We start from the raw sequence: 23,395 nt of genomic DNA, 5'->3' as shown, positions 1-23,395 counted from the left end.
TTGTCCCCGCGACCTTGAGCAGGCATCGAGGCCAAGCCTGCTTTTGAACTCTGGCGCGGCGTCCTTTATCATGCGGGATGTCCTAACCCTCGCCGAGAGTTTATGCACCCATCACGTTGTCCGCCCGCTGCGCGGGCGCGGCATCTGCGCGAGCTGCCCAATATCGGCCCCAGCCTGGCCGACGACCTGCGCCTGCTCGGCATTGAGCAGCCGTCGCAGTTGCGCGGCGCCGAGCCTTTGCGGCTTTACCACCGTTTGTGCGAATTGACCGGAACCCGGCAGGACCCGTGCGTGCTGGATACCTTGATGTCGGTGGTGCACTACATGGACACCGGCGAGGCGCGGCTGTGGTGGAGCTTTACCGCCGAGCGCAAGGCGAAGGGCGGTTACTGATGTCGCGACCGGATGCGGATTCCAAACTGACGGCCTGCCATGATTGCGACTTGCTGATGCGGGTGCCGTTGAAGGGCGAGGGGCGGGCCTGCTGCCCGCGCTGCGGCGCGCTGGTGCGCCGCTACGGCGCGCAGCGGCAGGACGCCGAACTGGCCTTGCTGTTGACCGGGGTGATCGCCTTTCTGTTGGCCAACGTCTATCCGGTGGTGACGCTGGAGGCCGCCGGGGCCCGCAGCGCGGCCACCTTGTGGCAGACGGTGGTGGCGCTGGAGCGCCAGGGCATGCTGTCGGTGGCCATGCTGGTGATGTTCACCGGCATTGTGATGCCGTCGCTGGAGCTGGGCAGCATGCTGTATGTGCGGCTGCCGTTGGCCTTCGGTCATGTGCCGCGGGGCTTTCCCTGGCTGATGCGGTTGAAGATATTGACCCGTCCGTGGTGCATGGTGGAGGTGTTTCTGTTGGGCATCCTGGTGTCTTTGGTCAAACTGGTCAGTCTGGCCACCGTGCACGTGGGCGTGGGCCTGCTGGCCTTGTTCGCCTTGATCATGCTGATGGCGGCCACCGCCAGCCGTTTCAATCCGGAAGATTTGTGGGAGCGTTATCAGCAATGTCGGGCTACCGCGTGAAAACCGCCGTCCAGTCCGGCCTGTGGCTGTGTCACGGATGCGGCTTGTTATGCCGCGCCGGCGAAGGCGCTCAATCCTGCCCGCGCTGCCATGCCGCTCTGCACTCGCGCAAGCCGCACAGCCTGCAGCGCAGCTGGGCCCTGCTGTTGGCGGCGATGGTGGCCTATCTGCCCGCCAATCTGCTGCCTATCATGGAAACCTCCACCATCATGGGCATGCAGAACGACACCATCATGAGCGGGGTGGTGTATTTGTGGAAATCCGGCTCCTGGCCGCTGGCGCTGGTGGTGTTCACCGCCAGCGTGCTGGTGCCGCTGTTGAAGATTTTGGCCTTGTTGTTATTGTTGGTGACGGTGCAGCTGGGTTCCGGTTGGGCGCCGCGGCAGCGGACGCGGCTGTATCGGGTGGTGGAGGTGATAGGCCCGTGGTCGATGTTGGATATTTACGTGGTGGCTCTAATGGTGGCGCTGGTGCAATGGCAGTCGTTGGCGTCGATCAAGGCCGGGCCGGGGGCAATCGCCTTCGGCACGGTGGTGGTGCTGACCATGGTGGCGGCGATGAGTTTCGATCCCAGGCTGATCTGGGATCAGGTAAAGGAAGACGATGAGCAGTGATCAACCCGAAAACCCGGCCGCAGCCGGCGAGGATTTGCCGGCCGCGGTGCCGGTGAAGCGGCGGCGCTGGTCGCCGTCGCTGGTGTGGCTGATTCCGGTGGTGGCGGCGGTGATCGGCGGCTGGCTGGCGGTGAACGCGGTATTGTCGCGCGGGCCCACCATCACCATCGCCTTTCAGAACGCGGAAGGGCTGGAGGCGGGCAAAACCCGCATCAAGTACAAGGACGTGGAGATCGGCGAGGTGAAGGCGGTGTCGGTGAGCCCGGATCGTCAATCCATCCTGGTGACCGCGGAGCTGAGCAAGAAGGTGGACGATTATCTGGTGGCGGACAGCCGCTTCTGGGTGGTTCGTCCGCGTATTTCCGGCGGCAGCGTGTCCGGCCTCGGCACGGTGCTGGGCGGTTCCTACATCGGCATGGACGTGGGCAAGAGCAAGGAGCGCCGCACGGAGTTCAAGGGTCTGGAAGTGCCGCCCATCATTAACGCGGACTTGCCGGGCAAAATGTTCGTGTTGCGTTCCGACAACCTGGGCTCGCTCAACGCCGGCTCGCCGGTCTATTTCCGCCGCGTGCCGGTGGGGCAGGTGGTGGGTTATGAACTGGACCCGGCCGGCAGCGCGGTGAAGCTGTCGGTCTTCATTAACGCGCCTTACGATCACTTCGTTACCGTCAACAGCCGCTTTTGGCACGCCAGCGGCATCGACGTGGCCATCGGCGCCAACGGTTTGAGCGTCAACACCCAGTCATTGGCGGCGATCGCCTTGGGCGGCATCGCCTTTGAAACTCCGCTTAGCGATGGGCCGGACAAGGCTCCGGACGCCAAATACTTATTCCTGCTCAACGAAACCCGAGAGAAGGCGCTGCAAAACCGCGACCGCGAAACCCAATCCTTCCGGCTGAAATTCCGCCAGTCGGTGCGGGGCCTGACCGTGGGCGCGCCGGTGGACTTCCGCGGCATCACTTTTGGCGAGGTCACCGCCATCGGCATCGAATACGCGGCGGCGCGCAAGGACTTCGACATGACGGTGGATATCCGCACCTATCCCAGCCGGCTCAACACCCTGTCCGGCGACCACAGCCTGTCGGCCAAGATTTCCGTGGAGTCGCTGGTGCGCAACGGCCTGCGCGCCCAGCTGCGCTCCGGCAGCCTGATCACCGGCCAGCTCTACGTGGCGCTGGACTTCTTCCCCGAGGCCAAACCGGCCAAGGTGGTGATGCGCAACGGCATGACCGAGCTGCCGACGCTGCCGGGCGATCTGGAAGAACTGCAGCGGGTGTTGCAGCGCATTGCGCGCCGCCTGGACAAGGTGCCGTTCGACAGCATAGGCGAGGAATTGAATCAATCGTTGAAATCGCTGCACCAGACGCTGGACGGCATGCGCAAGCTGTCCGAGAACATGGATGGCAAGGTACTGCCGCAGGCGGTGAAAACGCTGGAGGATCTGCAAAAGACGTTGGAAAGCACGCGTCAGGCGATGCAGGCGGATTCGCCGCTGCAGCAGGACGTGCGCGCCGCCGCGCAAGAGGTGTCGGAAACCGCGCGCAGCTTCCGCGCGCTGGCCGATTACCTGGACCGCCATCCGGAGGCGTTGATACGCGGCAAGGGAGAGAAAAAATGAAGTCCATCGCGTTGAGTCTGATCATGCTGGCGCTGCTGAGCGCCTGCGCCTCGCCGCCCACCACCTTTCACCAGCTGCGTCCGGCGCTGCCGGCGGCGGCCAATCCCGCGCAAGGCGTCAGCGTCATGGTGGGTCCAGCCTCGCTGCCGGCCGGGCTGGAGCGGCCGCAACTAGTGGTGGAGGATGCGGTCGGCAATGTCGAGTTGCTGGATTTGCAGCGCTGGGCCGGGCCGCTGGACCGCATGCTGACGCAAGCCGTGGCGGCGGATGTGTCCCGCGCTCTGGGCTTGGCCAGCGTGTACGCTTATCCGCAGCCGGGCATGGGCGGAGGGGATGTTCGTTTATTGCTGGATGTGCGCCAACTGCGTTTGAGGCCGGGGCGCGACGCCTCGCTGGAAGTGGCTTGGCAGGCCCTGCCGGCGCAGGGCGACAAGAAGCCGCTGGCCAGCGGCTATTTCCTGCAGAGCCGGCCCTTGGCGACGAATGACGCGGCAGCGGCCGTGGCCGGCCTGCAGGCGCTGGTGACCGAGCTGAGCCGCCGCGTGGCTGACGAGCTGGGGCCCGCCCTGGCGGGATTCAAGGGCTAGGCGGCGCCGGCGGACGCCGGTGCGCCCATGGCCGCGCCTGTTCCAGCTGGCGCGCGAGCTGAAGCAGCGTGAGATCGTCGCCGCAGCGCGCGACGAATTGCACGCCTATGGGCAGCCCCGCCTGATTCCAGTGCAGCGGCACGCTCATCGCCGGTTGCCCGCTCATATTGAAGGGAATGGTCCAGCCCAGGTATTCCATCAGGCGGCGCGAGGTGGCCGGGATCAACTGACCGAAGCGCAAGGTCCAGTCCCAGCCCAGCTTGCCCAGCATCCAGCGCGAGATCGCGGCCTCGGCCGCGCTGGGCCCCAGGCCACCGACCAGGGCGGGCGGCTGATTCAGCGTCGGGGTCGCCAGCACGTCGTAGCGCTGATGAAAGCTCTCCATGACCCTGGCCTGCTCCCAGGCGAAACCGCGCGCCCAGGCCAGCTCACCGGCGCTGAGGCGCTCGCCGTAGCGCGCCAGCGCCCAGCTTGCCGCCTCCAGTTGTTCGTGACGCGCCGGCTTGCCGGTGCGGCGCTCGATGTCGCGCAGCAGCCCCGCCATTTCCCCGCAGATGATCGTCAACATGGCGCGGTTGTACTCCTCCGGAGACGCCAACGGCGGCGCCGCTTCTTCCACCTCATGCCCCAGATCGGCCAGCAAGGCCAATGCGCCGTCCAGCGCGGCCGCGCAATCCGGGTGCAGCGCGCCGCCTAGAATGGGGCGCTTGCTCCAGGCGATGCGCAGCTTGCCGGGCTCGCGTTGGTGCGCGGCGAAGAAGCTTTGCTCCGGCGCAGGCCAGTAATAAGCCTCGCCGCCGCGCGGACCGCCGGCCAGCAAATCCAGCATCGCCGCGCTGTCGCGCACGCTGCGCGTCAACGCGTGTTGGCAGACCAGGCCTTGCCAGCCCTCGCTGTAGTCCGGGCCCGCCGGGCCTCTGCCGCGGGTGGGTTTGAGGCCGAACACGCCGCAGTTGGAGGCGGGGATGCGGATGGAGCCGCCGCCGTCGCCTCCGTGGGCGATGGGCACGATGCCGGCGGCCACCGCGGCCGCCGAGCCGCCGCTGGAGCCGCCAGGCGTCCGGCTCAGATCCCAGGGGTTGCGGCTGAGGCCGTAGACCTCGGATTCGGTGTAGGGGCTGAGGCCCAGTTCCGGGGTGGTGGTTTTGCCGATGAAGATCAGGCCGCCCTGGCGGTAGCGCTGGATGATGTCGGCGTCGCGCGGCGCGACGTAGCCGTCGAACAGGCGGCTGCCGTTGCGGGTGGGCACGCCGGCGATGTCGGCCAGCAAGTCCTTGATCAGCACCGGGCAGCCGGCGAGCGGGCCGGCGCCTTGCGCCTGTTTCAACTGGGCCTGGGCTTGTTCCGGCAGCGGCAGGCACACCGCGTTCAGCGCCGGGTTCCATCGTTCCAGCCTGTCTTGGGCGGAGGCTACGGCTTCGCCGGCGCTGATCTGGCCGCTAGCGATGAGTTGGGCCAGGCCAATGCCGTCGTATTGTTCGTAGTCTTTGAAAATGCTCATGCGTGCCTCGGTGGCGATCGGGAAGTTCGTCTTATGCTAACGGTATCGTTGGCCGGATGCCAGGCGTGCGCGGTGTTTTTGGGGTTCCTCGCGGGCAAAGGCCGCATCCATGCATGGTCAGTCGGGACGCTATCCCCTACAATACGGCCAAATGCAACAGCGGACTTGCCGGTGGTTGCGGGTTGCCCGGTCGCCTGTCTTGGGTTGAAGAGACGGGGCGGGCGCCGCAGCGGGCGCAAGCCGCTTTTTTTATTACGGAACGAAATGATGGAACCAGTGCGCCTGTCGAAACGCATGGCCGAGTTGGGTTTGTGCTCGCGCCGCGAGGCCGATAGCTATATCGAACAAGGGTGGGTGAAAGTGGATGGCGAGGTGGCCGTTCTCGGACAGAAAGTGCTGCCGCACAATCTGATTGAGGTGGATAAGAAGGCCCAGGACGCGCAGGCCTCGCGCGTCACCATCCTATTGAATAAGCCCATGGGCTATGTGTCCGGACAAGCCGAGGACGGCTATGAGCCGGCGGTGGTGCTGGTCAAGCCGGAGAACCAGTGGACGGAGGACAAGAGTCGTCGCCGGTTTTCTCCGCAGCATTTGAAAGGGCTGGCGCCGGCCGGCCGTCTGGATATCGACTCGGTGGGCCTGCTGATCCTGACCCAGGACGGCCGAGTGGCCAAGCAGCTTATTGGCGAGAACTCCAGCGTGGACAAGGAGTACCTGGTGCGCGTGGAGGGCGAACTTTCCGACGAAGGTTTGCGTCTGCTCAATCATGGTCTGGAGCTGGATGGTAAAAAATTGCTGCCTGCCACTGTGGCCTGGCAGAACGAGGACCAGTTGCGCTTTGTGCTGCGCGAAGGCAAGAAACGCCAGATCCGCCGCATGTGCGAACTGGTGGGCTTGCGCGTGGTGGGCCTGAAGCGGATTCGCATCGGCAAGGTCAAGTTGGGCAATCTGCCTACTGGCCAATGGCGCTATCTGCGGGACGACGAATCATTTTAATCCGGCTGGGCGACCGGCTGTAAGAACGTGTTGACGATCTCACGAGCAGCGCGAGACGGAGTGCTCGCCGCTTCGCGAAGCGGATTGTGAACAGGTTCCTAGAGGGGGATGCATGTTAGGGCGCTTGTTGCAAAGATGGGGGCTGGATGCCGAAAGCCGGCAGCAGCAGCGGGAGTTGACACAGGCGATAGAGTGCCTGATCGACGGCACGGACAAGCGCTTGCGCCTGACTCCCGGCTATCTGGAGGCGCTGGCGCCGGGCATGCGAGTTACCCAAGCTTATCTGTCCGAGTTGCCGAACCGAATGCCGGAGCCGCTGGAACTGTCCTTGCGCGGTTTTGCACAGGACCCGCGTCTGGGCTTGCTGTTTTCCGGGCCGGCCAGCCTGCTATCCTGCCTGCGCCAGAGCGAGCCCCTGCGCAACTTTTTCTTGTCCGCCAGTCAGGGCGACGAGGCCTGGGCTTTGCTGTCGATGTCGCGCAGCGAAACCGGTCGTTTGGGCGTGGCGATGGAGGGTGGGGAGTTGCGGCGCGAAGTGCCGCAGCAGGTGGTGAGCTTTGACGGCCATCGCTTGGCGATGCCTTGCGCGTCGCGCGAGTTGCTGCGCGAGAGCAGCGCGCGGCGCAGCGAGGAGATGCTGACCACGGTGATTGCTCGGCGCTTGAGCCTGCTGGAGCAGTTGCGCCAGACGCTGGACAACGAGATGTCGCGGCTGCAGTTGCGTATGAGCGTGCTGCGTTGCGAGGCCGGTACCGTGGTGGATGGATCCTCGGACGGCTCGCCCTTGCCTGACACCTGCGAAGGAGTGCAACGACGCATGGAAGAGATTGAGCCGCAGTTGCGCGAGGCGCGAGGCGCGCTGAGTCTCGAGGGTCTGTTGGAAACCGTGCGCCATGTGTTGGAGCATCCTGCGGATTATTTCCGCTTGGAATGGCGGACCTTGTACTTGAACCGCATGGGGGTGAAGCAGGATGCGCCCGGCGAGGACGCCACCGAGCTGGAGTTCGAGGAACTGGTGCTGGGGCAGGCTCAGCCTTTGCGTCGGGCCTTGATGCCGGTGCGGGTGACGCGTCAGGCTTTGGCGGAACTGGAACGGGAGTTCGGCAGCGACTGAAACAGATCCTGCTTCGTCAAAGCGGGCTGTGCAAAGCCGAAACAAGGGCTATGCTGGAACTGTAGAGTCGCTTTCGATCAGCCTTCAGGGCGGCTGATTGAGTCTGCCCCGGCACCAGGCCGGGGTTTTTTTGTGTCGGCCGTATCGCGATGGGATATTTTGCGGCCAGAACGCGCGATATGCCCGTCAGGGCTTGCTTTGTGCTATCCTTGCGCCCCTCTTCAGCAACGACTGTGACCCGTCACTCAAGCCATGAAAGATCCTTGCGATCACTACACCTTCGATCTGATTGGCGGCGTCCGCAAAAAGCCGGGGCGCAAGCCCTTGGGCGAGCGCGCGATGACCGTGGCCGAGCGCAAGCGCCGTAGCCGCGAATTGCGCCGCAGTCGCCTGCAGGAGTTGTCGGTGACGGTGGAGTTGAGCCGCGACGCGCAAAAGTCACTGGACAAGATGATAGAGTGGTGGGGCGTTAGCAAGAAGGAGGCGATCAATCGCGCGCTGATGATAGCCTGTCAATCGCAAACCGGGCGTACCGCGCAGCTGTTCGAATTCGAGTTGCCGCCTGAAGCGCGGCGCAAGGGCAAGAAGGTGGCGGGCGGCAAGCCCGATGCTTGAGGCGGAACGGATATGCAAAAGGCCGGGCAAATTGCCCGGCCTTTTTCTATTGAAGCATGGGTTTGGCGTCTGTTTGAGATCTTGCCCTTGCTCGCGAGAGCGTAAACAGGTGCTTAGCCGTAGCGTTTAGCCGCCTCGATCGCCAGGCCGCTGCCGATGCTGCCGAACAGGTCGCCCTCTACGTGACGGGCTTGGGGCAGCAGGCGCTTGATGCTGTCGCGCAGCGCCGGCACGCCGCTGGAGCCGCCGGTGAAGAAAACGGTGTCGATGTCGCCGGCCTGGGTGCAGGCGTCCGTTAGCAATTGCCGCACGGTGGCGCCAATCTGGGTCAGCATCGCGTCGATGCTCTGGTTGAACTGATCACGGCTCAACTCGCAGTGCAGGCCCGCTTCTATGTGGCCGAGGTCCAACTGGTGGAAGTCCTCGTCCGACAGCGCGATCTTGGCGGTTTCCACCTGCATTGCCAGCCGGTGGCCGGCGCGGTCTTGGATCAGGCGGAACAGTCGATCCAGAACCTGGGGGTGCGCGGCATCGCGATGCACGTCTTGTAGGTCCATCCAGGCTTTGCGGGTGTAGGCGAAATTGATGGTGTGCCAGGTGGCCAGGTTGAAATATTGGCTGGACGGCATCTCCGCGTTATTGCGCAAGCGGCTTTTGAAACCGAACAGGGGCATTACGCCGTGTAGGCTCAATTGCTTGTCAAAGTCCGTGCCGCCGATATGCACGCCGCCGGTGGCGAGGATGTCGTCGCGGCGCTCGTCCAGGCGATGGCGCTCGGGCGCCAGCCGGATCAGGGTGAAGTCCGAGGTGCCGCCGCCGATGTCGACGATCAGCACCAGCTCTTCGCGGTCCAGTCGGGCTTCGTAGTCGAAGGCGGCTGCGATCGGTTCGAATTGGAAGGACACTTCTTTGAAACCGACCTGGCGCGCAATCTCGCCCAGCGTCGACTCCGCTTCGGCGTCGGCCTTGGGATTGTCGTCGACAAAGTGGACGGGCCGGCCCAGCACCACTTGTTCGAACGGGCGGTCGGCGGCGCGGTCGGCGCGCAGTTTCAGCTCCTGGATGAACAGGCTGAGCAGGTGGCGGAAGGGTAGGGCCTTGCCTTGCACTTCGGTCTGGCTATCGATCAGGTTGGAGCCCAGCAGGCTTTTCAGCGAACGCATCAGTCGGCCTTCGTAGCCTTCCATGTATTCTTGCAGCGCCAGCCGGCCGAAGACGGAATGATCCTCCTCGTAGTTGAAGAAAACCACCGAGGGCAAGGTAATCTTGCCATCCTCCAGCGTCAGTAGCGTGGCTTGGTTCGGGCGCAGCCACCCCACGGTGGAGTTGGATGTGCCAAAGTCAATGCCGCAGGCGCGGGCCGTAGTCTGCGTGTTCATATTCCCTCCCGTAAAGCGAGGCGCGATGGTACGCGGATTGACGTGTCAAGGGAAGGCTTTAGCTGTCGAATCAAGCGTTTTTTCGCGTGGGTGTCGCCGGTTGCGTCTGCCTTTTTGCCGGGGCGCGCAGTGTCCACTGCGCAATTAGGTATATGCTGAAAGCGCGTCCAGCAGGAGCTGGGGTGGGTGATGGACTGAATGGAAAGGATCCAGGCATGAATAAACTGATCGTGATGTTTGTTGCATTGGCGCTGGGGAGTGGCGGCTTGTCCGGGTGCGCGAATATGTCCGAAACACAGAGGGACACCGGCACGGGCGCGGCAATTGGCGCTGTGGCCGGCGCGGTGCTGGGGGGGCTGACCGCGGGTGGCAATCCGGGGCGCAGCGCGGCCACCGGCGCAGCCTTGGGCGCTGCGCTGGGCGCTGGCGGCGGTTATTTGTGGTCCAAGCACATGCAGGAGCAGAAGGCCGCGATGGAGCAAGCGACCAAGGGTTCCGGTGTTAGCGTCAGCCAGACCGCCGACAATCAACTGAAGCTGGATATTCCCAGCGATGTGTCTTTCGACGTGGGGCGTTACGATATCAAGCCCAATCTGCGGCCCATTCTCGATCGTTTCGCCGCCACCTTGAATCAGAATCCGGTGACCACGGTGAAGATTGTTGGCCATACCGATAATACCGGCTCCAATGCGGTCAACGATCCGCTGTCGCTGAACCGCGCCCGCGCAACGCGCGACTATCTGACCGCGCGCGGCGTGGCCGAGGGGCGGGTCAGCATCACGGGTCGCGGGTCGCATGAGCCGGTGGCCAGCAATTCCAGCGCCGCGGGGCGGGCGAAGAACAGGCGCGTGGAAATCTTCGTGGGAGAAGCCGCGCGCGGCTAAGGTGGGAGAGTTAACAAGAGGGGCGGGCGTCGCAGGCGGCGCACCGCTCTTTTTCTTTCGCGGCTCTTGCGGTGCGTGCGAGTGCGAATTGTTAAATTTTAAATGTAATACGTAATATATTTTAAAGTGCCGCTTTGCTAGAATGTCGACCACGATAAACGAGCATTTTCAGGCATGGCGACAGACATTTATTCGCGCATCCGGCAAGCAGCGTTCGAACTGGTGGGCGAGGGTGTATGGCCGACAGTGCTGGAGGTTCGGGCTAGAATCGGCGCGGGCTCCAACACTACGATCAACAACACCTTGAAAGAATGGCGACAAGAGTTTTTGTCACGGGTGGCGATCTCGTCACGGCGGCCGGATTGGCCGGCCGGCCTGGCCGAAGCTTTCGAACAGGTATGGCAGCGGGCCTGCGACGAAGCGGATGGGCGGCTGGAGTCTGTGCGTCAGGACGCGGAAACCGCAGTGGCGCAGGCTGCGGCGGAGACTCGAGAGCTAAAGGACAGCTTGGCTGCGCGCCAGGCCGAGCTGCAATCCGCCTTGCGTGAGCTAGAGTTGCGGGCCGCGCGGCTGGCGGACCTGGAAGGACGCTTGCAGGGAGAGGAAACCCGGCGTCAGATGTTGGAGCGGGCGGCGCGGGAGCTGGAGGCGAGGCTGGAGCAGACCCGGAAGGAAATGGCCGAGGTCCGGCGTCAGGCTGAGCAGCGTCAGCAGGAGCTTGAGGAGCGCGCGGAGCAGAAGGTGCAGGAGGCGCGCGAAGAAGCCGCCAGGCGCGAGTCCCTGGCTTATGAGCGTCTGGAAGGTTTGCGGCTGAGGCTTTACGAGCAAATGGAAGAGGAGCGCCGAGCCATGCAACAGGCGCAGGCCCGCCAGGAAGAGGCTTTGCAACAAAGCCGGCGCGAGCGGACTCGACTGGAGGGGGAGTGGCGCGACCGTCTCGCGGAGCGCGAGCGAGACAACGGCAGGCTGGAGGCGAGGCTGGAGTGGCTGGAAGGGCGCAACGCGGCCTTGGAGCAGGACGCGCTGAGGCAGGCTGTGCAATTAGAACAGACCTCGGCGCGCTTGCTGGACATGGCCAGCGAGAACAGCCGGCTGGCTGGAGAGATCAATCTGGGCGCCGAGCGGCAACTGGCGCGTCTGGTGGAGTTGCTGGCCGTCTCGCGTCAGGAGCTGTTGACGTTGGACGAGGCCGGCTTGCGCGAGTGGTTGGGCCGGCAGCTGCAATTGCCCCTATTGGGCTAATTGCGCTCCGGACGCGTGTTTCTACTAAGTGCTTGCCACGATGTCGCTTGTAGCGGGCTTTGTTAGTTTGTCGAGATAGGATTGTCTTTATTGGAGGCAATATGACTTTCGGCGAATACTACCGCGCCCCGGCGCTGATCTCCTTGCTGGCCTTGTTCGTGTGGTGTGGATTGTGCTGGGCGGACGCTGGATCTTTCTGGCAGGGCTTGCTGGCTATGGTTACGGGCAAAAATCTGTCCATTCTGTCTGGTCTGGTCGTGTTCTGGATTTTGGAGCTGGCGGGGCGAGTTTGGTTGCGGCCTCGGGAGGGGCGCGATTCAATCCGTTTGCAGCTCTAGCCGCTTAAGCCGGTCTGATAATGAAAAAGCGCGCCTGTCGGCGCGCTTTTTCATGGTCCGGAAGGTATTTCCAGCACCGTATCACTGAAGCGCGGCAAGCGCTTGGAGCCTGTTTGCGATCTGCTGCGCGTCGGCGATACGGCGTTGAAAACCGCTTCGAAATGTTCATGCGCCACCTGTGCATCCCGCTTTTTCGCTCGTTTCCGCCTTGTCTCGCCTTAGCTCGCGAGATCGTAAACAGGTTCTTAGAGCCGCTAACAAAACCTCGCAGAGAACCTGAGCCAAGGCGCGCCGACGCAGGCAGTACAAGTGGTGCGACAAGGAGGCGCAACGCAGGATCAGGGGTTTTGTTAGCGGGTCTTAAAGCAGGTGGGTAAGTCCCGCCGTGATGCGTTCCAGGTATTCGGCGTCCACCGCGTCGAAGCTGGCTAGTTCGCTGGAGTCCACGTCCAGCACCGCGACCACTTCGCCGTCGGCGTTGCGGACCGGCACCACGATTTCCGAGCGCGCGCTGGATGAGCAGGCGATATGGCCGGGAAAGGCGTCGACATCTTCCACCACCAGGGTGGCGCCGGCCTGCCAGGCGCTACCGCATACGCCTTTGCCGAAGGGGATGCGGGTGCACGCGATTGGGCCCTGAAAGGGGCCGAGCACCAATTGTTTGTCCTTGACTAGATAAAAGCCGGTCCACAGCCAATCAAAGCTGCTGTGTAGGGCGGCGCAGAGATTGGCCAGCGCGGCGATTTGATCCGTCTCGGATTCAATCAGCGCCAGCGCCTGCGGCAATAGGGTTTGGTAGCGCTCTTGTTTGTCCGCGCCGTGGACGATCAGGTGTTCTGCCATGGGTATGTCGGGGTGTGGCTTGGGAAGGCGATAGCATACACAGCCGACGGGCAAAAAGAAAACGCCGCCCGGCGGGGCGGCGTCGCATCGCGGGCGGCGGCCCGGTTTACATCATGTGCTGGCCGCCGTTCATCGCCACGTTGGCGCCGGTGATGAAGCCCGCCTGTTCGGAGGCGAGGAAGGTCACCAAGGCGGCGATTTCCTCGGGCTTGCCCAAGCGGCCCACCGGAATCTGGGCGATGATCTTGTTGCGGACGTCTTCCGCCACCGCCATCACCATATCAGTGGCGATGTAGCCGGGCGAAATGGTGTTCACGGTCACGCCCTTGCGCGCCACTTCCTGCGCCAAGGCCATGGTAAAACCGTGCATGCCGGCCTTGGCCGCGGAGTAGTTGGTCTGGCCGAACTGGCCCTTCTGGCCGTTGATCGACGAAATGTTGATGATGCGGCCGAAGCCGCGGTCGCTCATGCCGTCCACCACCGGTTTGGTCATATTGAACAGCGAATCCAGATTGGTGCGCAGCACCGCGTCCCAGTCTTCCTTGGTCTGCTTCTTGAAGCTGCAGTCGCGGGTGATGCCGGCGTTGTTGACCAGCACGTCGATCGGCCCTAGGTCTTTGGCCACCTTTTCGGCCAGTCCCTTGCAGGCTGCGGTGTCGGTGACATCGCATTGATAGGCGTGGATATCCTTCAGTCCCAGCCCCTTCATGTCGGCGAGCCAGGCTTGCTCGCGGCCGGGCTTGCTGTAGGTGGTGACTACGATGTGACCGCTTTCAGCCAGGGCTTTGCAGATGGCGGTGCCAATGCCGCCCATGCCGCCGGTTACGAGTGCGATTCGCTTAGTCATAGTGCTGGCTCCTTATTAGCTGTCTGTCTGGATATGCTTATGCGATACGACTTTCAGTTTTTTAGGATAAGTGAATTACCCGTGTATGTGAATGGAAAGTACGCACACCTTTCGTCACGGCTTGGATGGTGAAAGTTCATCCGTTAGGCGTTGCAGCAAAGACAGCCGGGACTTGACGATGGCGCCGGATTCACATGCGGTCATGATGGCACAGTTCGGTTCCACGCGGTGCGAACAATTGTGAAAGCGGCATTGACCTATCAGCGGGCGCATTTCCGGGAAGTAACGGGTCAGTTCCGCGGCCTTCAAATGCTTGAGGCCGAACTCTTGCAAGCCGGGGGAATCAATCAGGTGGCTGTCCGCGTTCAGATGGTAGAGCGTGGCGTGGGTGGTGGTGTGGCGGCCGGAGTCCAAGGCGGTGGAGATGTCGCCGATGCGGGCGTTGGCGTCCGGCAGCAGCGCATTGGTCAGCGTGGATTTGCCCATGCCGGACTGGCCGACGAAAACGCTGGTCTGGCCTTGCAGCAGCGGCAGCAACGGCGCGACATCCTGCTTGGCGGACAGGGTGACCACCTGGTAGCCCAGGCGCCGGTACAGGTCCAGTTTGAGCAGCAAGCTCGCGGTTTCCGGCAAGTCCGCCTTGTTGACCACGATGACGGGGTCGATGTCGCCGGCTTCCGCCGCGATCAGGCAGCGGCCCAGCAACTCCTCGTTGGGGCTGGGCACCGCGGCGATCACGAACAGGATGCGGGTTACATTGGCGGCGATGACCTTGGTTTTCCAGTCGTCCTGGCGATAGAGCAGGCTGCGGCGCTCCTGCGAGCGCTCGATGACCGCCTGTTCCTTGTTTTGCACCAGAATGTCCACCCAGTCGCCACAGGCGAAATCGACGCGCTTGCCGCGGGTGGTGCAATCGTAAACTTGGCCCTCGGATTCGACGATGAACCGGCGGCCGTGGCTGCGGATGATTTGTCCAGTCTGACCTGTCATGGGCGAGCCAGCAGCGCTTCGGTCTTGGCCGCGCAGATGAAATCGTTCAATGTCAGGCCGCCGGCGTCGTGGGTGCTGAAGTTGACGACGACGCGGTTGTAATGCACGGACATGTCCGGGTGGTGGTCTTCGCGATGGGCGATCCAGGCCAGCGCGTTGACGAAGGCCATGGTGTCGTGGAAATCGGCGAAGGGGAAGGTTTTGGTCAGTTCGATGCCGCGGATGTTCCAGCCGGGCAGCGAGCCCATCAATTGATTGACGGTGCTGGCGGCCAGCGGGTTGGCGCCGTGTTGGGCTTCGCAGGACAGTTCAAGCAGGTTCATGTCAGCGGTTTCCTTGTAGATGGTTGATGCGCAGCGCGGCGGGCGGGTGCGAGTCGTAAAAGGCGGAGTGCAGCGGGTCCGGCGTCAGCGTGGACGCGTTGTCGCGATAGAGTTTGACCAGGGCTGACACCAGTTTGCCGGCGTCGGTTTCGTTGGCGGCAAATTCGTCGGCCTCGTATTCGTGGCGGCGCGACAGGCTGCTGGACAGCGGCGTGAACGGGAAGGTGAAGGCGGGTACCGCGGTGAAGAACAGGATGAGCGCCATCGCGGTGCTGGGTGTGGAAACGCCCAGGCCGGCGTAGAACCACGGCGCATCCAGCAGCTGGCCCAACAGAAACAGGAAACCCAGTGACAGCGCGAAGGCCAGCGCGATGCGTTTGGCGATATGGCGGCGTTTGAAATGGCCCAGCTCATGCGCCAGCACCGCCTCGATTTCGGCGTGGTCCAGCTGTCCCAGCAGGGTGTCGAAAAACACAATGCGCTTGCCGGCGCCGAAGCCGGTAAAGTAGGCGTTGCCGTGGCTGGAGCGGCGCGAGCCGTCCATCACGAACACGCCTTGGCTTTTGAAGCCGGCGCGTTGCAGCAGCGCTTCGATGCGAGCCTTGAGTTCCAGGTCTTGCAGCGGTGAGAATTTATTGAACAGCGGGGCGATCAGCGTGGGGTAGAGCGCCACCATCAGTAGCTGGAAGCCGGTCCAGACCAGCCACACCCACAGCCACCATAGCGGACCGGAGATGTCCATCAGCCACAGAACCAGCGCCACCAGCGGCAAGCCGATGGCTGCGCCTAGCAGCAGGCCCTTGATCTGGTCGATGATGAACAACTTGGGCGTGGTTTTGTTGAAGCCGAAGCGGGCCTCGATGTCGAAGGTGGAGTATAGGCTGAGTGGAAAGCTGATGCAGCCGGTCAGCGTAGCCACGCCCACTATCAGCAGCAGGCCGGACAGTAGCGGCGAAGCGCTGGCGCCGGCGGCGATGCCGGCCAGCCATTGCAGAGCGCCGCCAAAGGTCAGCGCCAGGATCACTAGGCTGTCCAACAAGGCGGAAAACAGGCCGAAGCGAGTTTTGGCGATGCAATAATCGGCGGCCAACTGATGTTGTTGCAAAGTGATGGCATCGCGGAAAGCCGCGGGTACTTCCGCGCGATGGCGGGCGATGTGGCGGGCATGGCGCCAGCCTAGCCAGAGTTTTAGCGCGAGGGTGGCCGCCAGCGCGGCCAGGAAGAGAGAGCTGAATGCCTCGGTCATCGGAGTCCGTTATCTGCTGTCAGGTTTGCCGCCAGCGCGGCAATGAAGGAAAATGGCAGGGTTTTGCAAAGATTGGCAAGTATGACACAAGATCAAATGAACCTCATCTGGCTCGACATGGAAATGACGGGTCTGAATCCTGAGACCGACCGCATCATCGAAGTCGCGATGATCGTTACCGACAGCCAGCTGAACGTGGTGGCGGAATCGCCGGTGCTGGTGATCCACCAGCCCGACGAGGTGTTGGACGGCATGGACGACTGGAATAAGAACACCCACGGTAAAAGCGGCCTGATCGAGAAGGTCAAGGCCTCCACCTTGGGCGAAGCCGAGGCCGAGCAGATGCTGCTGGACTTCATGGCTCAGTACGTGCCGCCGCGGATTACGCCAATGTGCGGCAATACTATCCATCAGGACCGCCGATTCATGGTGCGCTGGATGCCCAAGCTGGAGGAGTATTTCCACTATCGCAACCTGGATGTGTCTACGCTGAAAGAGCTGTGCAAGCGCTGGAAGCCGGAAGTGGCGCGCGGCGTGGTCAAACGCGGCAAACACGAGGCGCTGGCGGATATCCTGGAGTCCATCGAGGAGTTGCGTTACTACCGCGAGCATTTCCTCAAGCTGTAACCGGGGGCGCTGCCCCGCAGGGGCAGCTCCGAAACGGGGCTTGCCCCTTTGTTTTTGGCGAACTTCATTCCATCGGCAATATACATGGCTTCGCAACGCACGTCCGACATCAACTCCACCCGGGTCTGGGCCCGTTTGCATCAACATCAGCGCGCTACCCGGCACATGCATATGCGCGAGTTGTTCGACGCCGATCCGCAGCGCTTTCAGCGTTTTTCGCTGGAGCTGGACGGCCTATTGTTGGATTACTCCAAGAACCGCATCACCGAACGCACGCTTGAGTTGCTGTTCGAGTTGGCGCGGGAGGCCGATTTGGCCGGCTGGATGGAGAAAATGCGGAGCGGCCAGCGCATCAATGTCAGCGAGGACCGCGCGGTGTTGCACACAGCTTTGCGCTTGCCGGCCGGCGAGACACTGGTGCTGGACGGTTGCGAGCTAGTGACCGAGGTGCAAGCGGTGCTCGCGCGGATGCGCGCGTTCAGCGAGCAGGTACGCGGCGGCGAGTGGAAAGGCTTCAGCGGCCGGCGCATCCGTCACGTGGTCAATCTGGGTATAGGCGGGTCCGACCTGGGGCCGCTGATGGTGAAGGAAGCGCTGGCCGCGTACGCGACGCCGGAGCTGGACGTGCATTTCGTCTCCAATGTGGACGGCGCGCATGTCGCGCGCACGCTGGAGCGGCTGGACCCCGCCGAAACCCTGTTCATTATCGCCTCCAAGTCTTTCACCACGCCGGAGACCTTGCTGAACGCGCAGGCTGCGCGGCAATGGTTTTTGCAGGCGGGGAGCGAGGCCGATATTGCGCGTCATTTCGTCGCGGTGTCCACCAATCAGCCGGCGGTGCAGGCTTTCGGCATCGATCCGGCGCATATGTTCGGCTTTTGGGACTGGGTGGGCGGCCGCTACTCCACGTGGTCGGCCATCGGCTTGCCGGTGATGCTAGCGATAGGCTTCGAGCGCTTCCAGAAATTCCTGGCGGGCGGCCACGCGATGGATCTGCATTTCTTTTCCGCGCCGTTCGCCGCCAATATGCCGGTGCTGCTGGCGCTGATCGGCGTCTGGTACAACACCTTCTACCGCGCCCACACCCACGCCATCATGCCTTACGACCACGGCTTGAGGCGCCTGCCGGCCCATGTCCAGCAATTGGATATGGAGTCCAATGGCAAGCGCGTCGGTCGTTATGGCGAGGCGCTGGATTTCGACACCGGTCCGGTGATCTGGGGCGAGGAGGGCGCCAACAGCCAGCACGCCTTTTTTCAGTTGCTGCATCAGGGCACTCGGCTGGTGCCTTGCGACTTCATTATTCCGATGCGCAGCCATTACCCGGTGGCCGATCAGCATCAGGTGCTGGTGGCCAACTGCTTGGCCCAGACCGAGGCGCTGATGCGCGGCAAGGGAGAGGCCGAAGCGATGCGCGAGCTGGCGCATCTGCCGGGCGAGCAAGTGGACATGCTGCTGCCGCAGAAGCTGTTTCCTGGCAACCAGCCGTCGAACACCCTGGCGCTAGACGAAGTGAGTCCGTACAGCGTGGGCATGTTGCTGGCCCTGTATGAACACAAGGTGTTCGTGCAGGGAGTGATCTGGGGGATCAACTCCTTCGATCAATGGGGAGTGGAGTATGGTAAGCAGCTGGCGCGCCGCATCCTGCCCGAGTTGACGGCCGATGACGACGCGCTGGCGCACGATAGCTCCACCAACGGCTTGATTCGCCATTTCAAATCGCGGCAATCTTAAGAGAAAGCGCCATGCAAGAAAGCTTGGAGTTGGCCCGCCGTTTAGGCGAGCGTTTGCTGGCGGCGGGCGAGAGCGTCGCCGCCGCCGAGTCCTGCACCGGCGGCATGATCGCCGCGGCGCTGACCGACATCGCCGGTAGCTCGGCCTGGTTCGGCTACGGCGTGGTCACTTACAGCAATGAGGCCAAGCAACGTCTACTGAAGGTGGAAGGCGGCGCCTTGCGCGAGCACGGCGCGGTCAGCGAGGCGGTGGTGCGACAGATGGCCGCTGGCGCGCAGAGCCTGTCCGGCGCGGACTGGAGCGTGGCGGTATCCGGAGTGGCCGGTCCCGGCGGAGGCACGGCAGCCAAGCCGGTGGGGCTGGTTTGGTTCGGCATTGCCGGTCCGGACGGTTGGAGCGAGGCGTTCTGCTGCCGCTTTGACGGCGATCGAGGCCAGGTGCGCGCGCAAACGGTGATTCGCGCCTTGCAGCGCTTGGATGAGCTGGTGGCCGAGCGTAGCTGCTCGGCTTAGGGCTTGTTCAAAGTCTGCTGCGCTGCCGGGATAGTTTAAACGGGGGGCGTTAAAAACAAGCTCAAAATGCTTGTGAACCACTTGCACATTCTGTTTTTTCTACCATTTTCGCCTTGGTTCGCTACATCGTGAACACGCTCTTGGTTCGCAGGGTATTTAATCCTTTTTTTCCTGCTTCTTGCGCGCACGCGGATGCGCGCTGTCGTAGATCTTGGCCAGGTGCTGGAAATCCAGCGCGGTATAGATCTGAGTGCTGGACAGATTGGCGTGCCCCAAGAGTTCTTGCACTGCGCGCAAGTCGCCGGATGACTGCAGCAGGTGGGAGGCGAAGGAATGGCGCAGCATGTGCGGATGCACGTGTTGCTGCGCGCCGGTCTTGATCGCCCAGTCGCGCAAGCGTTTTTCCACTTGGCGGCCGCCCAGTCGTCCGCCATGACGGGCGATGAACACCGCGCGCTCGTCCGGCGCGGCCTGGCGCTGCGCCAGCCAGCGCTGCAGGCAGACATGCGCCTCGGCGCCCAGCGGCGCGATGCGCTCCTTGCCGCCTTTGCCGCGGATGCGCAGCAGGTCGTCGGAAAAGTCCAGGTCTTCCAGATTCAACCCCACCGCTTCGGATAATCGCAGCCCGCAGGAGTAAATCAGCTCGAACAAGGCGCGGTCGCGTATGGAGAGCGCGTCGGCGTCGTCGATGCGGTCCAGCAGGGCCGCGGTACTGTCCACCGGCAAAGCCTTGGGCAGCGGCTTATCCTGTTTGGGCGCGCGCAGGCCCTGGCTGGGATCGTCCGCGCGCTGTCCGCTGTCCAGTAGCCATTGGTAGAAACGGCGCCAGGCGGAGAGCTTGCGCGCCAGGCTGCGGCTATGCAGGCCCTGAGCGTGCAATTTGGCCAGGGTTTTGCGCAGCTGGGAGTGCTCGGCTCGTTCCAGAGGGGCGGGGTGAAGCAGGCTCGCCAGCTGCTCCAGATCGCGCAAGTAGGCGGCGGAAGTGTGGTTGCTGCGGCCGGCCAGCGCCAGCGAGGCGGCAAAGCGCTCCAGGGATTCCATCTTAGCGGCGCAGTTTGGCCATCTGCATCAGGCGCTCGAACAATTGCAGGTCCTGCTCGCTTTTCAACAGCGCGCCAGCCAGCGGCGGCGGGGCGTTGTCCTGATGGCGCTGCTTCAGCGCCGAGGCGTCCATGCCTTCCGCCGACAATAATTTCAGCCAGTCCAGCAGTTCCGAGGTGCTGGGTTTCTTCTTCAGGCCCGGCAGCTCGCGGATGGTGAAAAACACCTCCAGCGCTTCGCTGACCAATTGCTGGCGCAGGGCGGGGAAGTGGGCGTCGATGATGGCCTGCATGGTGTCCCGGTCCGGGAAGCGGATGTAATGGAAGAAGCAGCGGCGCAAGAAGGCGTCCGGCAGTTCTTTTTCATTATTGGAGGTAATGATGATGATGGGGCGCTGGCGCGCGCGCACGAATTCCTGGGTTTCGTGCACGAAAAACTCCATCTGGTCCAGTTCCCGCAGCAGATCGTTGGGGAATTCGATATCGGCCTTGTCGATCTCGTCAATCAGCAGCACCGGCGCGGAGGCGGCGTCGAAAGCCTGCCACAGCTTGCCTTTGACGATGTAGTTGCGGATATCGTGCACGCGAGCGTCGCCCAGTTGCGAATCGCGCAGCCGCGACACTGCGTCGTATTCGTACAGGCCGTGCTGGGCCTTGGTGGTGGATTTGATCGGCCAGACAATCAGTTCTCGGCCCAGGCTGCGGGCCACTTCCTCGGCCAGCATGGTTTTGCCGGTGCCGGGCTCGCCCTTGATCAGGAGCGGGCGCTCCAAAGTGATGGCGGCGTTCACCGCCATCATCAGGTCTTCAGTGGCGATATAGTTGTCTGTTCCGGAAAATCGGGTATTGCTCGTCATGGGCGGGGAGGGCTTCGAAATGGCCAAAGCAGCCGCGCAAACGGCTGCTTTGGCGGGGAAAGAGATCAACGGGCGAATTCGCGTTCCAGGTCGTCCAGCGAAATGCCCCAGCTTTTCATCATGTGGCTTAGCAGCGCCATTTCCGGCTCGCTGATGGTGCCGTCGGACTTGCTGATGTCCATGGCCAGCACGCAGGCCAAAATGCGTTTTCGGTGGTCGCTCACCTCGGCCAGCAAACCGTTGATGCGCTCCGCGTCCAGTAAGTGGATGGTGCCGTCGTCGTTGGCTTCGTCGGAGACGTCGTCGCAATAATCCACAAGCACCTTGGTGAACTGCTTGCGCGGCAACCCGATCAGGTCGTAGACGTGGAGTTTTTCCAGTAGCTCCAGCTCGCGCGGGTCCATATTGCCATCCGTGATCATAAACATAGCCAGCAGGCGCGCCATTGCTTCCGGGCTATTGAGTGCGTATTTTCTCATGACGCCTTTCCTTTATTCTGATGTGACGCTCAGCCGCTCCAGAAACGCTGGGGGCATGGCGGCAAGCTTGCGGCTTTCGTAATCGAAGAAGACTAGGCCTGTCTTCAATCTTGCCACTTCTTTCCCGGTTTTGTCATTGCTTGCCTGATAGAGCAAATCGAAACCGCGCGGGCCAATGTCGTCCACCGCCAAATCAAAGCGCAGCATCTCGCCGTGGAAGGCTTCCGCGCGGTAGCAGATTGCAGTGTCCGCCACCACAATGCCCAGGCCTTCGATGCTGAGTTCGTGCGGATAGCCTAGACTTTGTAAAAAGCGCAGACGCGCCTCGTGGGCCAGTCTCAATACGGCGTCGTTGCCTAGGTGGCCGGCGTAGTTGACGTCGCCGATTCGGATGTCGACGCGGGTTTCGAAAGCGAAGCGCTCAGGCATGGCAAGCTGGATTCTGGACATGATGTGGGCTTTGGGCGAGTGGTTTGGCTGAGTTGTTTGTCTTAACCTGAGTCAACAGGACAGTGTCTTGGTTTGATAGACTGCAAGTGTAAGGCAAATACAACAAGGAGCAGAGTCATGTATCAGCGCATATTTGTACCGGTGGATGATAGCGAGACCTCCAATCTGGCGTTGCACGAAGCTTGCCACCTGGCCAAGGAGGTGGGCGCCAGTCTGAAGCTAGTGCATGTGGTGGATTTGGCCCAGTTCGGCTGGGGCGGGACCGAGTTTCTGGATGCGACCGAACTGCAAAAGTCGATCAAGCAGGCGGGAGAGCAGGTGCTGGGGCAGGCCGGGGCCAAGGCCAAGGAGTTGGGTGTGACGGCGGATTGCAAAATTCTGGAAAGCTGGGGAGATAAAATCGCCGCGGTGCTGGTGGACGACGCCGGCGCCTGGGGTGCTGATTTGATAGTGATGGGTACCCATGGTTGGAGCGGTTTGATGCATCTGCTGATGGGCAGCGTGGCGGAGGGCGTGCTTAAACTGGCGGACGTGCCTGTGTTGCTGGTGCGCAACCCCGGGGACTAGGCTGATGGCATGGCGGGCGCGCGGCTAGAGCGGGGTGCGGCGCGCCGTTGCTTGTCGGACAATCCTGAGGGTAAAAATAAAGCCAGCCGGCATTGCTGCGGGCTGGCTTTCCTCGCGGAAGAGGATCAAGCGGCGGTGGCTTCCACGCTGCCGTCTTGGGCTTCCAGCTTGGTGCGAACCGCTTTGCGCAGGCTCTTGTACAGGTCCGGGTGGGTTTCCTTCAGGTACTCGACGATCTCGAAGTCTTCGCGGCGAACCTTGGACAGGTCGATCTGCTCAACGTGAACCAGGCGCAACAGTTCGCGCACCGGCTTGGGCATGTTGCGGCCGCTTTCGTAACGGGAACCGCCGGACTGGGTCACGCCGATGCGGCTCCAGAACTCTTGCTGGTTCAGGCCGAGCTTGCGGCGGATTTCACGCGGGTTGGGGATCTTTTCAAACAGTTTCATGAGTGTTCCTCTCAGTATCAAAGAATATTGGTTCTAATATTTTTTAGGTTTCGTGCCCTGCACCCTAAAAATAGCAAAAAAAATCCATCAGGAATAATTCTGATGCAAAAAAGTTCATGAAGTTCCGTTAAGTGCCAACTTCGTTTTTTGCAATGTTAGTGGATTCTTATTGTCAAGGACAATGGGATTTGAAGGGCGAGACGCGAAAAGATACTGTGTGGTCGCTTTTTTGTAAAGCGTTTTGGCGTTTGAGACTGAAAAAAAAGGGAGGGGCGGCGAGCCTGACCCCCGGCACTTGCGCTAAATAACTGTGGCTGCTTCCTTCCGGACCTGACCAGGTTCGCTATCGCGCAATGCGGGGAGACCCGCCTCAAGAGAAGACGCATTCTAACGATAAGCAGTCGTTTTGCCAAGCGCGACGTGCGTTTTTGTCGCTGGGGCTGGGGCGGCGTTGGTTGCCGAAGCTTGGCCGCGCAGGCAGACTGGGCGGCATCTATCTCAAATACCGCGGCAAGCGTGGGAAT

The 23,395-nt window shown here is 62.3% G+C and carries 27 protein-coding genes and 1 other RNA gene; 15 read left to right on the top strand and 13 right to left on the bottom strand.

From position 1 onward, the window contains the following. The first annotated feature begins 102 nt into the window (after positions 1-102). From MOV80_RS12845 to MOV80_RS12825, 5 genes are read left to right on the top strand one after another with little or no spacing between them, the layout of a single operon-like run. On the top strand, positions 103-393 hold the full coding sequence (locus MOV80_RS12845) for a helix-hairpin-helix domain-containing protein (RefSeq protein ID WP_161523846.1): 291 nt from the start codon (positions 103-105) through the stop codon (positions 391-393). Then, on the top strand, positions 393-1,019 hold the full coding sequence (locus tag MOV80_RS12840) for a paraquat-inducible protein A (protein WP_249605162.1): 627 nt from the start codon (positions 393-395) through the stop codon (positions 1,017-1,019). The genes MOV80_RS12845 and MOV80_RS12840 overlap by 1 nt, the downstream gene beginning before the upstream one ends. Beyond that, positions 1,016-1,633 (top strand): paraquat-inducible protein A, encoded by a 618-nt coding sequence (locus tag MOV80_RS12835; protein WP_039753432.1) that lies wholly within the window; start codon positions 1,016-1,018, stop codon positions 1,631-1,633. Before MOV80_RS12840 ends, MOV80_RS12835 begins: the two co-directional genes overlap by 4 nt. Continuing rightward, positions 1,623-3,251 (top strand): MlaD family protein, encoded by a 1,629-nt coding sequence (locus MOV80_RS12830; protein ID WP_107732623.1) that lies wholly within the window; start codon positions 1,623-1,625, stop codon positions 3,249-3,251. Before MOV80_RS12835 ends, MOV80_RS12830 begins: the two co-directional genes overlap by 11 nt. Next, positions 3,248-3,838, top strand: coding sequence for a PqiC family protein (locus tag MOV80_RS12825; protein WP_019100159.1), 591 nt, complete (start codon positions 3,248-3,250; stop codon positions 3,836-3,838). Before MOV80_RS12830 ends, MOV80_RS12825 begins: the two co-directional genes overlap by 4 nt. Here MOV80_RS12825 and MOV80_RS12820 read toward each other — a convergent pair. Then, entirely contained in the window at positions 3,828-5,339 is a 1,512-nt protein-coding gene (locus MOV80_RS12820) for an amidase (RefSeq protein WP_118267838.1), read from the bottom strand. The genes MOV80_RS12825 and MOV80_RS12820 overlap by 11 nt on opposite strands. 267 nt (positions 5,340-5,606) lie before the next feature. Here MOV80_RS12820 and MOV80_RS12815 point away from each other — a divergent pair, with 267 nt between their 5' ends. The 3 genes from MOV80_RS12815 to MOV80_RS12805 all read left to right on the top strand — a co-directional run bounded on the left by MOV80_RS12815 (position 5,607) and on the right by MOV80_RS12805 (position 8,064). After that, on the top strand, positions 5,607-6,335 hold the full coding sequence (locus MOV80_RS12815; protein WP_019100157.1) for a pseudouridine synthase: 729 nt from the start codon (positions 5,607-5,609) through the stop codon (positions 6,333-6,335). A gap of 112 nt (positions 6,336-6,447) precedes the next feature. Then, entirely contained in the window at positions 6,448-7,449 is a 1,002-nt protein-coding gene (locus tag MOV80_RS12810) for a hypothetical protein (protein ID WP_043590512.1), read from the top strand. A gap of 252 nt (positions 7,450-7,701) precedes the next feature. Continuing rightward, entirely contained in the window at positions 7,702-8,064 is a 363-nt protein-coding gene (locus MOV80_RS12805) for a hypothetical protein (protein WP_081574475.1), read from the top strand. 113 nt (positions 8,065-8,177) lie between these two features. Here MOV80_RS12805 and MOV80_RS12800 read toward each other — a convergent pair whose 3' ends face one another. Beyond that, entirely contained in the window at positions 8,178-9,443 is a 1,266-nt protein-coding gene (locus tag MOV80_RS12800) for an Hsp70 family protein (protein ID WP_019100154.1), read from the bottom strand. 215 nt (positions 9,444-9,658) lie between these two features. Between MOV80_RS12800 and MOV80_RS12795 the strand changes: the two genes are divergently transcribed. The 3 genes from MOV80_RS12795 to MOV80_RS12785 all read left to right on the top strand — a co-directional run bounded on the left by MOV80_RS12795 (position 9,659) and on the right by MOV80_RS12785 (position 11,907). Continuing rightward, a complete protein-coding gene (locus MOV80_RS12795; protein ID WP_118267836.1) occupies positions 9,659-10,327 on the top strand; it encodes an OmpA family protein in 669 nt (222 codons plus the stop codon). 174 nt (positions 10,328-10,501) lie between these two features. Next, positions 10,502-11,569: a DNA-binding protein gene (locus MOV80_RS12790; RefSeq protein WP_249605161.1), complete on the top strand. Its 1,068-nt coding sequence runs from the start codon at positions 10,502-10,504 to the stop codon at positions 11,567-11,569. Between the two features lie 101 nt (positions 11,570-11,670). Further along, on the top strand, positions 11,671-11,907 hold the full coding sequence (locus MOV80_RS12785) for a hypothetical protein (protein WP_118267832.1): 237 nt from the start codon (positions 11,671-11,673) through the stop codon (positions 11,905-11,907). A 360-nt stretch (positions 11,908-12,267) separates the two neighbouring features. Here MOV80_RS12785 and MOV80_RS12780 read toward each other — a convergent pair whose 3' ends face one another. The 5 genes from MOV80_RS12780 to MOV80_RS12760 all read right to left on the bottom strand — a co-directional run bounded on the left by MOV80_RS12780 (position 12,268) and on the right by MOV80_RS12760 (position 16,156). Beyond that, the gene (locus MOV80_RS12780) at positions 12,268-12,750 is read right to left on the bottom strand and encodes a GAF domain-containing protein (RefSeq protein WP_118267830.1); all 483 of its coding nucleotides are present in this window, start codon (positions 12,748-12,750) and stop codon (positions 12,268-12,270) included. 106 nt (positions 12,751-12,856) lie between these two features. Continuing rightward, on the bottom strand, positions 12,857-13,597 hold the full coding sequence (phbB, locus tag MOV80_RS12775; protein WP_039753408.1) for an acetoacetyl-CoA reductase: 741 nt from the start codon (positions 13,595-13,597) through the stop codon (positions 12,857-12,859). Positions 13,598-13,711: 114 nt separating this feature from the next. After that, a complete protein-coding gene (gene rsgA, locus MOV80_RS12770; protein WP_019100148.1) occupies positions 13,712-14,587 on the bottom strand; it encodes a ribosome small subunit-dependent GTPase A in 876 nt (291 codons plus the stop codon). After that, the gene (locus MOV80_RS12765; protein WP_019100147.1) at positions 14,584-14,910 is read right to left on the bottom strand and encodes a 4a-hydroxytetrahydrobiopterin dehydratase; all 327 of its coding nucleotides are present in this window, start codon (positions 14,908-14,910) and stop codon (positions 14,584-14,586) included. The genes rsgA and MOV80_RS12765 overlap by 4 nt, the downstream gene beginning before the upstream one ends. A gap of 1 nt (position 14,911) precedes the next feature. After that, positions 14,912-16,156: a M48 family metallopeptidase gene (locus MOV80_RS12760; protein WP_249605160.1), complete on the bottom strand. Its 1,245-nt coding sequence runs from the start codon at positions 16,154-16,156 to the stop codon at positions 14,912-14,914. Positions 16,157-16,237: 81 nt separating this feature from the next. Between MOV80_RS12760 and orn the strand changes: the two genes are divergently transcribed. The 3 genes from orn (at position 16,238) to MOV80_RS12745 (ending at position 19,029) form a co-directional block, all read left to right on the top strand. Further along, the gene (orn, locus tag MOV80_RS12755; protein ID WP_019100145.1) at positions 16,238-16,783 is read left to right on the top strand and encodes an oligoribonuclease; all 546 of its coding nucleotides are present in this window, start codon (positions 16,238-16,240) and stop codon (positions 16,781-16,783) included. 84 nt (positions 16,784-16,867) lie between these two features. Next, the gene (gene pgi / locus MOV80_RS12750; RefSeq protein ID WP_043590523.1) at positions 16,868-18,517 is read left to right on the top strand and encodes a glucose-6-phosphate isomerase; all 1,650 of its coding nucleotides are present in this window, start codon (positions 16,868-16,870) and stop codon (positions 18,515-18,517) included. 11 nt (positions 18,518-18,528) lie between these two features. After that, positions 18,529-19,029 carry a CinA family protein gene (locus MOV80_RS12745; RefSeq protein WP_107732619.1) on the top strand — a complete coding sequence of 167 codons (501 nt, stop codon included), beginning with the start codon at positions 18,529-18,531 and terminating at the stop codon, positions 19,027-19,029. A gap of 156 nt (positions 19,030-19,185) precedes the next feature. Here MOV80_RS12745 and xerC read toward each other — a convergent pair whose 3' ends face one another. The 4 genes from xerC to MOV80_RS12725 form a co-directional block, all read right to left on the bottom strand. Next, on the bottom strand, positions 19,186-20,070 hold the full coding sequence (gene xerC, locus MOV80_RS12740; protein WP_118267824.1) for a tyrosine recombinase XerC: 885 nt from the start codon (positions 20,068-20,070) through the stop codon (positions 19,186-19,188). A gap of 1 nt (position 20,071) precedes the next feature. Continuing rightward, positions 20,072-20,926, bottom strand: coding sequence for a MoxR family ATPase (locus MOV80_RS12735; protein ID WP_039753405.1), 855 nt, complete (start codon positions 20,924-20,926; stop codon positions 20,072-20,074). 65 nt (positions 20,927-20,991) lie between these two features. Further along, complete coding sequence (locus MOV80_RS12730; RefSeq protein ID WP_039753403.1) at positions 20,992-21,405, bottom strand: hypothetical protein; 414 nt, start codon at positions 21,403-21,405, stop codon at positions 20,992-20,994. Between the two features lie 12 nt (positions 21,406-21,417). Next, the gene (locus MOV80_RS12725) at positions 21,418-21,855 is read right to left on the bottom strand and encodes a thioesterase family protein (protein ID WP_039753400.1); all 438 of its coding nucleotides are present in this window, start codon (positions 21,853-21,855) and stop codon (positions 21,418-21,420) included. Positions 21,856-21,972: 117 nt separating this feature from the next. On the opposite strand from MOV80_RS12725, the gene MOV80_RS12720 reads away from it, so the two are divergent. Then, positions 21,973-22,422 (top strand): universal stress protein, encoded by a 450-nt coding sequence (locus tag MOV80_RS12720; RefSeq protein ID WP_019100138.1) that lies wholly within the window; start codon positions 21,973-21,975, stop codon positions 22,420-22,422. A gap of 125 nt (positions 22,423-22,547) precedes the next feature. On the opposite strand, the gene MOV80_RS12715 is transcribed toward MOV80_RS12720, so the two are convergent. Next, positions 22,548-22,871 (bottom strand): helix-turn-helix domain-containing protein, encoded by a 324-nt coding sequence (locus MOV80_RS12715; RefSeq protein WP_019100137.1) that lies wholly within the window; start codon positions 22,869-22,871, stop codon positions 22,548-22,550. A 271-nt stretch (positions 22,872-23,142) separates the two neighbouring features. Continuing rightward, positions 23,143-23,241: signal recognition particle sRNA small type (ffs, locus tag MOV80_RS12710), an RNA gene on the bottom strand. Positions 23,242-23,395: the final 154 nt, after the last annotated feature.

The organism is Chromobacterium sp. IRSSSOUMB001 (genome assembly GCF_023507765.1).
GTDB lineage: Bacteria > Pseudomonadota > Gammaproteobacteria > Burkholderiales > Chromobacteriaceae > Chromobacterium > Chromobacterium haemolyticum.
Note: the sequence above shows the minus strand (reverse complement) of the source record. Positions and strands in the feature narration are given on the sequence as shown.

Bases quoted from the DNA above. Each gene is read 5' to 3' on its own strand.
- MOV80_RS12760 (WP_249605160.1), bottom strand. From the start codon at position 16,156: ATGACCGAGGCATTCAGCTCTCTCTTCCTGGCCGCGCTGGCGGCCACC.
- MOV80_RS12805 (WP_081574475.1), top strand. From the start codon at position 7,702: ATGAAAGATCCTTGCGATCACTACACCTTCGATCTGATTGGCGGCGTC.
- MOV80_RS12725 (WP_039753400.1), bottom strand. From the start codon at position 21,855: ATGTCCAGAATCCAGCTTGCCATGCCTGAGCGCTTCGCTTTCGAAACC.
- MOV80_RS12715 (WP_019100137.1), bottom strand. From the start codon at position 22,871: ATGAAACTGTTTGAAAAGATCCCCAACCCGCGTGAAATCCGCCGCAAG.
- MOV80_RS12800 (WP_019100154.1), bottom strand. From the start codon at position 9,443: ATGAACACGCAGACTACGGCCCGCGCCTGCGGCATTGACTTTGGCACA.
- MOV80_RS12795 (WP_118267836.1), top strand. From the start codon at position 9,659: ATGAATAAACTGATCGTGATGTTTGTTGCATTGGCGCTGGGGAGTGGC.
- MOV80_RS12780 (WP_118267830.1), bottom strand. From the start codon at position 12,750: ATGGCAGAACACCTGATCGTCCACGGCGCGGACAAACAAGAGCGCTAC.
- MOV80_RS12735 (WP_039753405.1), bottom strand. From the start codon at position 20,926: ATGACGAGCAATACCCGATTTTCCGGAACAGACAACTATATCGCCACT.
- MOV80_RS12840 (WP_249605162.1), top strand. From the start codon at position 393: ATGTCGCGACCGGATGCGGATTCCAAACTGACGGCCTGCCATGATTGC.
- MOV80_RS12730 (WP_039753403.1), bottom strand. From the start codon at position 21,405: ATGAGAAAATACGCACTCAATAGCCCGGAAGCAATGGCGCGCCTGCTG.
- MOV80_RS12720 (WP_019100138.1), top strand. From the start codon at position 21,973: ATGTATCAGCGCATATTTGTACCGGTGGATGATAGCGAGACCTCCAAT.
- MOV80_RS12845 (WP_161523846.1), top strand. From the start codon at position 103: ATGCACCCATCACGTTGTCCGCCCGCTGCGCGGGCGCGGCATCTGCGC.
- MOV80_RS12830 (WP_107732623.1), top strand. From the start codon at position 1,623: ATGAGCAGTGATCAACCCGAAAACCCGGCCGCAGCCGGCGAGGATTTG.
- MOV80_RS12790 (WP_249605161.1), top strand. From the start codon at position 10,502: ATGGCGACAGACATTTATTCGCGCATCCGGCAAGCAGCGTTCGAACTG.
- xerC (WP_118267824.1), bottom strand. From the start codon at position 20,070: ATGGAATCCCTGGAGCGCTTTGCCGCCTCGCTGGCGCTGGCCGGCCGC.
- orn (WP_019100145.1), top strand. From the start codon at position 16,238: ATGACACAAGATCAAATGAACCTCATCTGGCTCGACATGGAAATGACG.
- MOV80_RS12815 (WP_019100157.1), top strand. From the start codon at position 5,607: ATGGAACCAGTGCGCCTGTCGAAACGCATGGCCGAGTTGGGTTTGTGC.
- MOV80_RS12810 (WP_043590512.1), top strand. From the start codon at position 6,448: ATGTTAGGGCGCTTGTTGCAAAGATGGGGGCTGGATGCCGAAAGCCGG.
- MOV80_RS12765 (WP_019100147.1), bottom strand. From the start codon at position 14,910: ATGAACCTGCTTGAACTGTCCTGCGAAGCCCAACACGGCGCCAACCCG.
- phbB (WP_039753408.1), bottom strand. From the start codon at position 13,597: ATGACTAAGCGAATCGCACTCGTAACCGGCGGCATGGGCGGCATTGGC.
- MOV80_RS12745 (WP_107732619.1), top strand. From the start codon at position 18,529: ATGCAAGAAAGCTTGGAGTTGGCCCGCCGTTTAGGCGAGCGTTTGCTG.
- pgi (WP_043590523.1), top strand. From the start codon at position 16,868: ATGGCTTCGCAACGCACGTCCGACATCAACTCCACCCGGGTCTGGGCC.
- MOV80_RS12785 (WP_118267832.1), top strand. From the start codon at position 11,671: ATGACTTTCGGCGAATACTACCGCGCCCCGGCGCTGATCTCCTTGCTG.
- rsgA (WP_019100148.1), bottom strand. From the start codon at position 14,587: ATGACAGGTCAGACTGGACAAATCATCCGCAGCCACGGCCGCCGGTTC.
- MOV80_RS12820 (WP_118267838.1), bottom strand. From the start codon at position 5,339: ATGAGCATTTTCAAAGACTACGAACAATACGACGGCATTGGCCTGGCC.
- MOV80_RS12825 (WP_019100159.1), top strand. From the start codon at position 3,248: ATGAAGTCCATCGCGTTGAGTCTGATCATGCTGGCGCTGCTGAGCGCC.